This is a genomic window from Peribacillus folii, assembly GCF_030271255.1.
Classification (GTDB): Bacteria; Bacillota; Bacilli; order Bacillales; family DSM-1321; genus Peribacillus.
The window spans coordinates 125,869-140,282 of record NZ_JASJOM010000002.1; the positions used below are offsets into that span (position 1 = coordinate 125,869).

The window sequence follows — 14,414 nt, forward strand, 5'->3', positions numbered from 1 at the left end:
TTATTTCTCCCCCTCATTATTGCGTGTAATTGCTTGAGTCATAATCCGTTGTTGTTCATTTTTATGGACAAGTGGATCTCCCTCAGCCGGGCTTGATCTGCGCTTCCTTCCGATGTAAGTTACGGAAAGGTTACGAGGAGCCGCTGCATTAAGGCGTGGTTCAACAAATGTCCAAGCCCCCATATTTTTAGGTTCTTCTTGGGCCCAGAAAATTTCTTTAAGGTTTGTATACTTTTTCAATGCTTCTTGAACACCAGTGAACGGGAATGGGTAGATCTCTTCGATACTGATGATTTGCAGCCAATCCGTATTTTTTTCAGCTGCCGCTTTTTCACGAAGTTCAACCGCCAATTTACCGGTAGCGAAGACGATGCGTTCAACCGATTTAGGTTTTTTGCCTAATGCCTTCGTTTCAACAAAGGATTCAAACGAGCCTTCGCTGAATTCAGCAGCTGCCGATGCCATCACTTGATTGCGAAGCATACTTTTCGGTGTCATGATCACAAGTGGACGCACTTGCTCTTGATCCAAGATCTTAGCTTGTCTTCTAAGGATATGGAAGTATTGAGCTGCCGAACTTAAGTTGGCAACGGTCCAGTTGTTCTCTGCCGCCAATTGTAGGAAACGTTCAAGGCGTGCACTTGAATGCTCCGGTCCTTGTCCTTCATATCCGTGCGGAAGCAGCATGACAAGTCCTGATTTTTGACCCCATTTTGCACGGCCTGCAGCGATGAATTGATCAAAGATGACTTGTGCCGTATTGGCGAAATCTCCGAATTGTCCTTCCCATAGGACAAGTGTTTCAGGCGCGAATACGTTATAACCATATTCATAGGCCAGAACTGCGGTTTCAGTAAGCGGGCTGTTATGGACAGCGAACGACGCTTTCGCCGTTTCAAGTGTGTGAAGTGGTGAATATGTTTTTCCATTCACACTGTCATGTAACATGATATTACGCTGTGCAAATGTCCCCCGCTCTGAATCTTGACCTGTCAGACGAATTGGCGTACCGTCATTCAAAATGGTCGCAAATGCCAGCGTTTCGGCATGAGCCCAATCGATTTTACCCTCAGGTGCAAAGGAATCCAGGCGACGTGACAAGATTTTCCCTAATTTCTTATTAGGAGTGAATCCTTCAGGCCACTGAACAAGTTCTTCGTTAATCGAAACCAATTCTTGCTTTGGAACGCCTGTCTCGATGGCCGGAAGTCCTTTTTCGATGATGCCAGGAGGGTTACACTCTTTAGAAGCTTCTGGTTTGTTACCGGAAATTTTCGCATATGCGTCAGCAAGTCTTGTATCCACTTGCTCTGCAATAGCCTTCACTTCATCTTCCGTGAACTCACCAGAGTGAACTAGCTTGTTGCCATAAAGTTCTTTGACTGTTTTATGCTTATGGATCAAAGCATACATTTCAGGTTGGGTCACCAGCGGCTCATCCATTTCGTTATGGCCAAAACGCCTGTATCCAATCAAATCGATCAAGAAATCTTTTTTATATTTCTCGCGGTATTGGTTAGCAAGGTTCACCGCAGCGATACACGCTTCAGGATCATCTGCATTCACATGGACGATCGGCACTTCAAAGCCTTTAGCCAAATCACTGGCATATTTGGTTGAACGTGAATCTTCACTTTCCGTTGTAAAACCAATCATATTATTGGCGATGATATGGATGGCGCCGCCAACCTGATAACCGCGTAAACGGCTTAAGTTGAATGTTTCTGGAACAATTCCCTCACCTGGGAAAGCAGCGTCACCATGAATCAGGATTGCAAGCGATTTGGAAATGTCCTGTACTGGGAATCCCTTTACTGAACGGTCTTCTTGTGCCGCACGGGAATACCCTTCGACGATTGGACCGACAACTTCCAAGTGACTAGGGTTATTCGCAAGGGTAATCCTTGCTTTTTGTATATTAGCTTTCGTGATCTGTTTATCAAGCCCTAAATGGTACTTAACATCACCTGTCCACCCATTGTTGATGCCTGTAGAACCTTCTGAAGGAACCAAATCTTTATTAGGCGAATGCTGGAATTCCGAAAAGATGACTTCATATGGCTTTCCTAGTACGTGCGCAAGCACGTTTAAACGTCCGCGGTGGGCCATGGCAATATTGACATTCCCAGTACCGTTTTGAACCGTCTGTGAAATCATTTCATCCAAAATCGGAACGAGTATGTCCAAGCCTTCGATAGAAAAACGCTTTTGCCCTACATATGTGCGGTGAAGGAATTTCTCGAATCCTTCAACCTCATTCAAGCGCTTGAGTAACAGTTCCCTTTTCTCTTTTGTCACTTCCGGGAACATGCTTCCGGATTCGACCATATCTGTAAGCCATTGCTTTTCTTCCAGGTCATTAACATGGTGAAATTCAAAGGCTATCGTTTTTGTATAAAGTTGTTTAAGGTATTGTACGGCTTCATATCCGTCCTTCACGTCCTTTGGTGATTCTGGACAAATGAAGTCAGCCGGTATTTTTCTTAAATCATCTGCGGTTAACCCGTATTTTTCAAAGTGGATTTGTTCTGTATCCAGCGCTTCTTCTTTTAAAGGATAAATGTTTGCAGCAAGATGTCCGTAAGCGCGGATGTTTTCCGCCAGCTTTACTGCGGACATTATTTTCTTCATTGGAAGGACTTCCCCAGTTTGTACGTTTGGTGCACTTCCGATTGTCGTTTCTGCTGATACATCGAATGAAGGAGGACCTGATACTTCAAAAAAGTTTTTCAGCTCCGGATCTACTTCTTCCGGATTGGCTTGAAATAGATCGTATTGCTCCATGACATACCCAAGGTTTGGACCTGAAAAAGCTTTCCATGGGTCGTATGCCTTAGCATCCTTGATGGTCATTTTTGTAAACCCCCAAATTTCTCTCGTAGTTTTTTTCAATTCGTTTTATCCATCCCCAAATTTTTTGTAAACTTTTCCCCAAATATATGAAATGATAATTAAATAACTTTGGTCTATGAATAATAAAATTTTTAAGGATAAAACGTTTTCAGATGTTATATTAACATGTTTTTGTCGAAATATCCAAAGGTAAAACCACTTTATGCAACCTTTTTGATACTATATTTCTGCTTAATTCGCCAATATGCGCCTTTAATTGTCTTTTTTGCTCATTTAAGTGTTTTTTCGCTAAAAAAAGATTTGTATTTTTGGTGGTTGGCGGGCATAAATGACTAGACGAAAAAAACATTATATTCAATCAAACTTCCAAGCTGTCAAACTCAAATTGCCATATTGAAAGGTCCTATGCAGCAAGGCAGCCTTTTTGTGTTCATCCCCTGCCCCCATGGCGATGATCAAGGGAATGAAATGCTCTTTGGTGGGCACTGCATCCATGCTATATGGAGCGTCATGTTCATAATTAAACAAAGCTTCCAAATCCCAATTCCTGATTTTCCCTTCGACCCAATTCTCAAAATTGATGGCCCATCCCTCTGCTACATTCATGTCTTTCTGAATATGCGTGAAATTATGTACGATACCACCGCTCCCGATGATAAGCACATTTTCCTCCTTCAGGTCCCTCAATGCTTTTCCGATTTCGTATTGCTTGTTTAATGGAAGTTCAGGATTGATGGATAAAGATACGATCGGAATATCGGCTTCTGGATACATGATGTGCAATAACCCCCATGCCCCATGATCCAATGGGCGCCTATCATCAAGCTCACCCCAGATGTCTATTCTCGACAATAACGTCAATATTCTGTCGGATAGTTCCAAACAACCAGGTGCAGGATATGTTATTTTGAATATTTCTTCCGAAAAACCAACAAAGTCGTAAATGACTTGGTGCTTCCTCACTGCCGAAATCAGCTGCTCTTCACTTTCCCAATGTGCAGACAGGATAACGATCGCAGCAGGTTTTTTCATAGCCTTCATATACTCCTTCAAAAAAGCGGTATAGCTATTGTTTTCCAAAGCCAATAATGGTGTACCATGTGATAAAAACAATGATGGCATCATAAAAACGATAAATCCTTTCACAATATAATCTCTTAACCCCATCCTTAATTTACTATATATAGACGAAGTGTTCATCAATTAAATTGCATTTTCGGGGTAGTCTCATCAATTGTATCAAAGGAATAGCCTTCTTTCTTAAGGATTTCGATAATATCTGGCAATGCCTTCACGGTATTCTTCATACTATTGATGTCATGCAATAAGATATTAACATGCTTTTGCCCTTTCGTCCCTTTTTGTACGGAGGAGATGATTTGCTGTTCACTTATCGACGGGCTGATGCCATCCGTCGAGTCAATGTTCCAGTCGACATAGGTATATCCTTTTGCCGTCAATTGCCTAAGGATCTCATTTATGATCGGCCTTGTTGCAGCCTGGTGCCGGAGAAGATTATTCGAGCCGCCTGGAAGGCGGATCATACGGCTCTTAATGCCGAACTCCTGTTGAAGCTTACATTCAAGGCGGTTCAAATCCAGAAAGAAGCTTTCAGGCGACTTATAGACAATGGAATAATCATGTGTATAGGAATGCAGGGCGATTGCATGTCCACGAGCTTTCATTTCCTCATAAGCTTTTTTGGCATAAGGTTCTTGATTGCCCATTACAAAAAACGTGGCCTTTATATGATAACGGTCCAATATATCCAGTATTTCCATCGTATTCAACGATGGTCCATCATCGAAGGTCAAATAGGCGATTTTCCCGTTTTCCTTGCTTTTGACGAGCGGAGTGATCTCTTCGGGAACCACTGCATGGCCATGCTTCACACCCATATCCGGCAAGAGCATACCAATCATACAAAAACATATCACCGATACAACACATTCAAGCAAATTCTTCATCATTCGCTCCCCTTCCTCTTGAAGATTAAGATGTACTAACGGAGGGGTTTCATGCGCAATAAGGCAGCGGAAAAAAATACCGCTGCCTTATCCATGCATTTAACGATCGACATTGAAGTATCGTGCTTCCGGATGAGCAAAAACGATGGCGGAAACGGAGGCCTCAGGCTCCATCATGCATCCTTCGGTCAATTCCACGCCTATGTCTTGAGGCTGTAAGAGACGGAAGAGCTTCTCCTGGTCTTCGAGATTGGGGCATGCGGGATACCCAAACGAAAACCTTTGTCCAGTATACTTCGCTGCAAACCTTTCTTTCATGGACATTTCAATCGGGTCGCCTATTCCTAGATCATCACGCATCAATTGATGTATTCTTTCCGCAAATCCCTCAGCAGTTTCAAGAGCAAGTGATTGCAAGGCGTGATTTTTCAGGAAATCACCTTCAAGCTTTAGTTTTTCTGCCCATTTCCTGATTCCTTTACCGGCTGTGACGAGGAAAAAGCCGACATAGTCCATTTTACCCGATGAAACCGATTTGGCGAAATCCGCTAAACAAAGATGCGGATTCGTATCCTGACGCGGGAAATCGAACGTTTCCAATACCTCCAAATGATCATCTGGATTGTAAATTAAAAGCCTGTTCCCATCACTTTGGGCAGGAAAGAATTGATAGATCGCATTCAATCCATAATCCGGTTCTGATTTTAGGAATTCAATCAATTCATCGACGAGATCATTCAGCTGCACCGCTTTTTCATTGCCTTGCTTCACCAGCTCCGCTACCCTGCCCTTCAACCCCAAATGATGCCCAATCAGCATTTGGCGATTAATATATGGCTGAACGACATCCATTGGATAGTTCTTCAAAACATGGCGCTTCGTATCACGCGGCTCTTGAACGGGAGCGTCGCTTAAAGGTGCAGCTGTCGATTGTTTTCGCACCGGCTTCTCCAAAGTGGCAGCAATGGCGGCATTTGCTTTCGACTTTTCTCGTTTCTCGACCAGCTCCTCCAGATACACCACTTTCTTGTTCGTATCATGTAAAATATTCGTTACCGCCAGCCCATCCATCGCATCCTTGGAATATAGCACCGGGCCGCCATACTCTGGGGATATTTTAAAATCAGTGAATTTACGGGACAATGCGGCCCCTCCAACCAAAATTGGGGTGTCAATTCCAGCTTGACGCAAATCTTGTGCCGTCAAAACCATTTGCTGTGCCGATTTTACAAGTAAGCCTGACAGGCCAATGATCGTCGGTTCATGCTTTCGAACTTCTTCAATGATTTGCTGCGGTGCAACCTTAATACCAAGATCGATGACCTCATACCCATTATTCGAGAGAATGATATCCACTAGGTTCTTGCCTATATCATGCACATCCCCCTTGACAGTCGCCAATAGGATCTTCCCTTTCTTAGCGCTATCTTCAGCGTTTTCCATTAGCGGTTCAAGATGGGACACTGCCGCCTTCATCGCCTCGGCACTTTGAAGCACTTCTGCAACAATGAGCTGATTGTCGTTGAATAATCTTCCCACTTCAGCCATCCCAGCCATCAATGGTCCATTGATGATATCCAACGGAGTATCACCTCGTTCGATGGCTTTATTTAAGTCTTCAATTAAGCCTTCCTTCGTTCCTTCGATAATATAATTCCCCAAACGATCGTTCAATGGCAGGAGAATTCCAGCATCCTTCTTCTCCGCTTTTTTGCCCCGATAAAATTCAGTGAATATGGCCAAGGTTTCACTCGATGTCTCGAATAGCAATGCCTCAGCCAATTTGACTTCTTCTTCAGGTATCAGGGCGAAGCGCTCAAGCTTTTCCGTATTAACGATAGCGTAATCAAGTCCTGCTTTTGTACAATGGTACAGGAAAACGGCATTCAGGATTTCCCTTCCCCTTGCCGGCAGACCGAAAGAAACATTCGAGATGCCGAGTATCGTCAAGCATTCCGGGAATTTCTCTTTAATTGCCTTGATTCCTTTCACCGTTTCCAACGCAGATCCGATATATTGCTCATCTCCCGTACCGACTGGAAATACAAGTGGATCGAAAATGATATCGCTTCTGCTTAGTCCATACTTATTGACAAGCAGATCGACAGAACGGGCGGCAACTTCGATTTTCCGATCGGCATCGACGGCCATCCCCGTTTCGTCAATGGTTCCGACGACGACGGCTGCACCATATCGATGGATAAATGGCACGATCTTTTCAAAGCGCTCTTCACCATCTTCCAGGTTTATAGAATTGATGATTGATTTTCCTTGTGAATGTTTTAATGCTTGTTCAAGTACAGCTTCATCCGTCGTATCGATGACCAAGGGCACCTTCACTTTCTTGACGACCTCTTCCACAAACTCCTTCATGTCGCCGAGCTCATCCCCATCAGGATCTGCGAGGCAAATATCAATCACATGTGCACCTTTCTTCACTTGGGCACGTGCGATTTCGGCAGCAGGCTCGTATTGTTTCCCGCGGATCAGCTCCTTGAATTTTCTTGATCCGATAACATTCGTTCTCTCACCTACGAACAAAGGCCGCATTGACTCATCATATATGAGCGGCTCTATGCCTGATACGGCATGACCATGAGCGGGTTCAGCCTTTACCCTTGGCTGCGAGCCTTTGAGAACCTTGGAGAGCTCTCTTATATGCTCTGGTGTGGTGCCGCAGCATCCTCCTATTATATTGACCCAGCCTTTTTCGGCAAATTGCTTCATTTTCTCCGCAAGTGAGACGGGCGACTCATGATAATGTCCCTCCTCATCCGGGAGGCCGGCATTCGGGTAACAGCTGATCGCACTGTTTGCGATCTCTGCAAGTGTCCTAATATGATCGATCATGAATTCAGGTCCTGTGGCACAATTCAAGCCAACAGCAATAGGCTTCATATGCTCGACCGATAAATAGAAAGCTTCGATTGACTGGCCGGCAAGAGTGGTGCCCATCGGTTCGATCGTCCCGGATATCATAACCGGGACTTCTTTTCCGGTTTTGGCGAAAGCAGCTTCGATACCGGAAAAGGCAGCCTTGACATTAAGCATATCCTGACAAGTTTCCACCAATAAAAGATCCACCCCTCCGTCCAGGAGTCCGAGTGCCTGCTCTTCGTATGAGTCGGTCAAAATATCGAAAGTCGTTCCACCTGTAACCGACAGTGTTTTTGTCGTGGGACCCATCGAACCTGCTACATATCGTGGCCAGCTGTCATTTGAATACTTTTCACAAGCTCGTACGGCAAGCTCTGCAGAAATTTTATTGAGCTTGTATGCAATCGTGCTTATTTGGTATTCATCAAGAACAATGCTTGTAGCACCAAAAGTATTTGTTTCAATGATATCGGCACCTGCTGCCAAATAGGTTTCATGAATGGATTGGATGAGCTCAGGCTGCATCAGCGATAAGTATTCATTGCATCCCTCGAACTGTTCTCCGCCAAAATCCTCTGCTGTCAAATTCTCTGCCTGAAGCATGGTTCCCATCGCCCCGTCCAGAAGGAGAATTTTGGAATCCAGCTGTTTCTGTATCGCTTTTTTATTCATGCACTGCCACCTCTGATGTTTGTTTACTGTCGACTTCCCTTATATATTTCGTTAGTTCCGCTGTCATTTCATAACGAAGGAAAGGGGTGATCAAATAGATTCCCTTAAATTTATCCCTGGCTGCATCCACCAGCTCCCTGGCGATGCTCACGCCCTCCATCCTTGCCTGTACAGGGTCATTCCCTGCTAAAGCCATTGCCCGCCTCACATTGTCAGGCAATTTGATGCCTGGTATTTCATTGTGGATGAATTCGGCATTTCGCGTACTTGTCAAAGGCATGATACCGATGAAAATCGGTGTTTCCAAATGTTTGGTCGCCTCGTGGACTTCTTCCATTTGTTGGACTGAGTAAATGGGCTGTGTCAAAAAGGATTGAGCACCACAGGCAGCCTTCTTTTCCATACGCTGCACCGCTTTATCCAAGTATTTCACATTTGGATTGAACGCGGCGGCAATCTTGAAATTGGCTCGTTGGCCCAAGCTTTGGCCCGAATAGGAAAGGCCTTCATTGAATTGTTTGACCATGCTAATCAAGTCAAAGGAGGATAGATCATAAACCGATGTGGCACCAGGGAAGTCCCCGATTTTTGATGGATCGCCGGTAATGATCAATATCTCGTTCAAGCCCACGGTCTGCAGGCCCATTAAGTGTGATTGCAGTCCAATCAAATTGCGATCACGGCATGTAATATGTACCATTGGCTTTACATTCAATTGATTCTTCAACAAATTCGCCAGTGCTTCGTTCGATATCCTCGGGGAAGCAAGTGAATTATCTGCTAAGGTAATCGAATCGACCCCAGCAGTTTTTAAAGCCTTCGCCCCGATCATGAAAGCTTCTATTCCCAGCTTCTTCGGCGGATCGAGTTCAACAAGGATCGTCCTTTCCGTTTTGGCCTTTTCATATAGAGGGAGTTCCCCTTCTCCATTGTTGATTTCAATTATCTCTATTTCCCGGGGTTTCGTGATTTTTTCTTTCACGGGAACCATGCTTCCAACAGCCTTCTTCACGGCTTGAATATGCAGGGGAGTCGTTCCGCAGCACCCCCCTATGATCGTGGCACCTTGCTTACGCAAGTCGATGGCACTTGAGCCAAAATATTCAGGCACGGCCTTATAGACGAGCCTGCCGTCCACATAGTCCGGGAGACTGGCATTGGGATAAATGGCAATCGAAGCATGCTTGGGCAGGCTCACTTCTTCCAAGGCTCGAATCATATGATGCGGACCAAGCCGGCAATTCACGCCCACGACATCGGCGCCCAATTGCTCGAGTTTTTGAAATGCCTCATTTAAATGGATCCCATTTTGAAGGTTGCCCAATTCGTGCATCGAAACATTAGCGATGATTGGCAGTTCCGTTTCTTTTTTCACGATTTGCAGCACGGTTTCCAATTCTTCCAGGTCATAAAATGTTTCGAGGATAATCCCGTCCGGGCTTTCCATCAGCAAGCTGTATAATTGTTCACGAAAGCCCCGCTTTATTTCCTCCATGCTTAAATCCGACTTTCTGATACTCCGCTGCGCCCCGATCGTACCGAAGACGTAAGCCTTGCCCTTTGCCGCTTTTTTAGCGAGGATGACTCCCTGACGATTGATCCTGCTTACCTCTTCTTCAAGTCCATAACGCTTCAACTTGCTGAAGTTGGCGCCATACGTATTCGATTGAAGGATGTCTGCACCTGCCTCCAAATAGGCTCGATGGATCGATTCGATTTGATCTGGATTCGTACAGTTCAATTCCTCATAACATTGATCGATGCCATAGGAATATAATAAAGTCCCCATTGCCCCTTCTCCAACCAGCATTCTTTCTTTCAATTCTTTACGAAAATTCATCACTACACCCTCTCTCAAAAACAATCCTGTTTTTGTCATTTTCTAAGCGTATGAGAGAAAAGAAAAAAACCTTCTCAAAGAAGAAGGTTTCCTGAAACATTCTCCTCATCTATCAAGCTCCGCTTGCTGGATTTAGCACCTTTGCCTTAAGCTGGTTGCTGAGGTTTCGCCGGGCCAGTCCCTCCACCTCTCTCGATAAGATCGATATATAATTTTCACAACATTTAAAAATTTATTAATTCTTAATTTACATTAATAATCTGTCAATTTCAATACTTTTCCTAATCATTTTTTCATTTTTCAAACAAATCACTTAAGCCTTCGCAGCATGAATGCGCTTTGCAGCCCTCTTCTTCCAATCCTCCGCGAGGGAATCCAAAGCAAGTAAAGCACGTGCTCCTTCCACACCGTCCCTCCCATGAAGGATCACCTCCGTGGCGTATTGGACCGAGATTTTTTCCTGCTGGCGCTCGAGCAGCAAGATTTCATCTTCTTTGTTCATGACCCCCTCTTTGATCACCCTTGCAAAATAACCAGTGAAACCCGTTTTCATGACTAATTTCAAAAAACCGGGCTCGCGGTTAAAATGGGAAATCGTCGAGCAAGGAATCCTTCCTTGGTTGATTTGGACGATCGCTTCTCCTATTTGATAAATATCACCAATATAAGTGGCGTCCTCAATCATTCCTGCCACAGTCACATTTTCACCAAACGCAGGAATATCAAGCTTCTTAGAAAACTTCTCATTCCATAATGCGTAGTGTTCGTAGGGATAAAAACAAATAACCCGATCAGGGCCTCCATGAAACCTTTCATCTCCTACCCCGTCACCGACTATACCAGACTTCGTTACTGACAAGGCATTCACGGACCGTTTATCCATGGCGGAAAAAAGGTTGACATTCGCAAAAGATTCTTGTTTTGGCTTACCGACTTGAAGTGAAACTAGTTTCTTCTCATTTTCCATTCTTTTCTCTCCCAATCTTCATTTAATGTATTTATATCTTTCAAATATGAATAAATTATACTAAAAATCCAATTCATTCTATAGTCTTTTAGGAGAATATATCATTCTGAAAATTGCCATAAGGGTTCCAGCCTTTAAATTGGCTGATATATCATGGAATTCCAGAAAAATTCATCTGTTAATTACCTTAATTATGTTGCTATTTCAGAATTAAATATGGTAGAATATGAACACAATATATAGTCGAAAACTACAACGGTTCGCCTATATGTTGATTTCACGATTGAATTCCTCATTGTCGCTCTTTAGGGAGCGATTTTTTTTGTGCTCCATACTTTTTCGCTTATTTAAACGGAAAAAGCCAAGCGACGCATTCCTGCTCCGTTTGGCCATCATATATTATGCTTGTTTCTTTTTTTTCGTTGCCGCCTTCTTACGAGTGGTTCTTTTCTTTTCCGGTTCATCATGCTTCGTTCGATCAATAGAAGCTTGCAGCGCCTCCATTAAGTCGGTTACATTGTTTGCCACCGGTTCCTTAGTTTTGGCTGCAACCGTCTTCTCTCCCGTCTTCTTCGACTCGATCAGTTCGAGTAAAGCGGTTCGATAATCATCCGTGTATTTGGTTGGTTCGAAAGTCGACGTTAATTGATCAATCAAAAGTACGGCTGTATCGATTTCTTTTTTTACGATTGTGTCATTTGCAGGGATGTTCGGAACATCCGCTGCTGAGCGGACTTCATCCGGATAATGTATCGTTTCCATCACAAGCGTGTTTTCAACGACTCGAATGACTGCCATTTGTTCTTTTGAGCGAATGATGATTTTCGCGATACCTACCTTATTGGACTCCTTAAGCGCCTGCCTTAAAAGGGAATATGCCTTTATCCCTCCATCATTGGGAGACATATAATAACTTCGGTTAAAATAGATTGGATCAATTTCCTCTATTTTAACAAAATCTACAATTTCGACGGCCCTTTCTTCATTTTGTTTTTTTAGCTGTTCAAGTTCATGGTCCTCCAAAACGACGAATTTTCCTTTTGTATATTCAAAAGCGCGAACAATATCATCTTTACCCACTTCTTTCTGGCAGACCGGACAAACTTTTTCATATTTGATCGGTGAATGACATTCCTTATGCAGCGTCCGTAAAGAAATGTCCTTGTCCTCCGTGGCCGCATGTAGTTTTATCGGAATGTTCACCAAACCAAATGATATGCTCCCCTTCCACATTGTATGCATATGGGTCACCTCATTAGTGTTTTATATTTAAGAACACTATTATTATTCCCTTTTCTTAAAATTAAACCGAAAAAAAATTTGCCAACTCTAAGCTTTTGTTTTTTTGGCAAAATAATGTTAATCATTTATTTTCGGAAGGTGTTTTATAATATGAAACCAATGCTGCCTACTTATTACCCAGAGGCCCCCAGTTCCAAGGATTGGCGTTATGAAGTCAAGTATGACGGTTTTAGGGCCATTTTAGAGATTGACTCTGATTCAATCAGCATCAAGAGTCGAAATGAAAAGGAACTATCCTCTTTATTCCCGGAAGTCATAGCCTTCATTGAAGAAATAGATCTTGAACCATATCTTCCGTTACAGCTGGATGGTGAATTGGTCTGGCTAACGAATCAAGCAAAAGCAGACTTTTTTCAAATCCAATGGCGCGGCCGGCTTCGTAACCAATCCATGATTTCTAAAAATGCGCAATTCTCCCCATGCCGGTTCATTGCGTTCGATTTGCTGCGCATCAAGGGCAAGGATATTAGAGGTCAATCATTGAACACGCGAAGAAGTTTGATGGTCGATATGGGGGGAAAACTCGGCCTTCCTAGTCCTCCTGATCCCACCAATAAAGCATTAGTGCAAATAATCGAGAGCTTCGATTGTTTGGATATTGCATTGAATGAAGTAATCCTTTTGGATGGTGAGGGAATGGTGGCAAAGGAAAGTCGAGGAACCTGGCAAGAAGGTAAGCGCACCAATGCTTGGATTAAAGTCAAGAATTGGAAGACCATTTCCTGCTTCATCACAGCATTGCATAAAGAAAACGGATACGTTTCCCTTGGGGTCTTCAAGGAAGGTGACGTAACGAAAATCGGCAGTGTAAAAAATGGTCTGAGTGGCCAAGATAAAAAAATTCTCCATGATTTAATTAAGCAAAATGCTTCAGGAGAGGACGGTCAATTCTTTTATATCCAACCCTCCATATGCATCCAAGTCCAATGCTTACACGTTTATGAAGAAAATGAATTGCGCGAGCCCCAGTTTTCCCAGTGGCTTTTGCACTTAACTCCAAAAGAATGTACATGGGAGAAATTTATAATCAGTCAATATACATTTCCAGAAACCGTTCAAATAACCTCCCGCGATAAACCACTATGGACAACAGCCGGGAAAGATGTAATTAAAGTTGAATACCTTCAATATTTGCGCGAACTTTCCGCTTTCTTCTTACCTTTCTTGAAGGATAAATTATTAACAACGATTAGATATCCACATGGCACACTGGATAAGGAGAGGTTTTACCAGAAAAACAAGCCTGACTATGCGCCCGGTTTTATTAAAACGTTCAAGGAAGAGGATATTGAATATATGCTATGCAATGATGTTGAAACACTTCTTTGGTTTGGTAACCAACTCGCATTGGAATTCCATGCTCCGTTTCAAAAAGCGGGAAAAACAAAACCGGATGAAATCGTCTTGGACTTGGATCCTCCTTCAATCGAACACTTCTCACTTGCCATAAAGGCTGCCCAAGAAATAAAAAAAGTGATGGACTCATTACGGATTGAAGCTTTCGTGAAGACATCCGGCAACAAAGGACTCCAAATTCACATCCCACTGCCTGAAGACCGCTTCACTTATCAAGAGACACGCATATTCACTGATTTTCTAGGCCATTACTTAATAAGTTCATACCCTACTGATTTTACGATGGAAAGAATGAAGGTGAACCGGCATAATCGACTTTACCTGGACTTTGTTCAGCATGGTGAAGGAAAAACCATCATTGTGCCTTATTCCCCCCGAGGGAATGATTTCGCAGGCATTGCTGCCCCTTTATTTTGGGAGGAAGTGAACGAAGACCTCCAGCTAAAGGACTTTACCATCCTAACCGTCCCGACCCGCATCAAAAGGGACGGCTGTGCATTCAGAGAATATCGCCAGATCGATAACGAAGCCGCCTTCCAAGATGTATTGTCCTTTCTTATGCAAAAAAAAGACTGATCCT

The 14,414-nt window shown here is 43.4% G+C and carries 8 protein-coding genes and 1 riboswitch; of the genes, 1 reads left to right on the forward strand and 7 read right to left on the reverse strand.

Going from position 1 to position 14,414, the window contains the following annotated elements; translation table 11 throughout:
* The 7 genes from QNI08_RS03230 to ku all read right to left on the reverse strand — a co-directional run bounded on the left by QNI08_RS03230 (position 1) and on the right by ku (position 12,418).
* Entirely contained in the window at positions 1-2,853 is a 2,853-nt protein-coding gene (locus QNI08_RS03230) for a 2-oxoglutarate dehydrogenase E1 component (RefSeq protein ID WP_285765997.1), read from the reverse strand.
* Between the two features lie 354 nt (positions 2,854-3,207).
* Complete coding sequence (locus QNI08_RS03235) at positions 3,208-3,999, reverse strand: dioxygenase family protein (RefSeq protein WP_285765998.1); 792 nt, start codon at positions 3,997-3,999, stop codon at positions 3,208-3,210.
* Between the two features lie 53 nt (positions 4,000-4,052).
* Positions 4,053-4,823 carry a polysaccharide deacetylase family protein gene (locus QNI08_RS03240; protein WP_285765999.1) on the reverse strand — a complete coding sequence of 257 codons (771 nt, stop codon included), beginning with the start codon at positions 4,821-4,823 and terminating at the stop codon, positions 4,053-4,055.
* 96 nt (positions 4,824-4,919) lie between these two features.
* The gene (gene metH / locus QNI08_RS03245) at positions 4,920-8,369 is read right to left on the reverse strand and encodes a methionine synthase (protein ID WP_285766000.1); all 3,450 of its coding nucleotides are present in this window, start codon (positions 8,367-8,369) and stop codon (positions 4,920-4,922) included.
* Positions 8,362-10,209, reverse strand: a complete 1,848-nt coding sequence (locus QNI08_RS03250) for a bifunctional homocysteine S-methyltransferase/methylenetetrahydrofolate reductase (protein WP_285766001.1) — start codon at positions 10,207-10,209, stop codon at positions 8,362-8,364. Before QNI08_RS03250 ends, metH begins: the two co-directional genes overlap by 8 nt.
* A gap of 102 nt (positions 10,210-10,311) precedes the next feature.
* Positions 10,312-10,411, reverse strand: a riboswitch (SAM riboswitch).
* A 111-nt stretch (positions 10,412-10,522) separates the two neighbouring features.
* Entirely contained in the window at positions 10,523-11,176 is a 654-nt protein-coding gene (locus QNI08_RS03255) for an MOSC domain-containing protein (protein ID WP_285766002.1), read from the reverse strand.
* Positions 11,177-11,575: 399 nt separating this feature from the next.
* A complete protein-coding gene (gene ku, locus QNI08_RS03260; RefSeq protein WP_285766003.1) occupies positions 11,576-12,418 on the reverse strand; it encodes a non-homologous end joining protein Ku in 843 nt (280 codons plus the stop codon).
* Between the two features lie 150 nt (positions 12,419-12,568).
* On the opposite strand from ku, the gene ligD reads away from it, so the two are divergent.
* Positions 12,569-14,410 carry a DNA ligase D gene (ligD, locus tag QNI08_RS03265; protein ID WP_285766004.1) on the forward strand — a complete coding sequence of 614 codons (1,842 nt, stop codon included), beginning with the start codon at positions 12,569-12,571 and terminating at the stop codon, positions 14,408-14,410.
* Positions 14,411-14,414 lie beyond the last annotated feature (4 nt).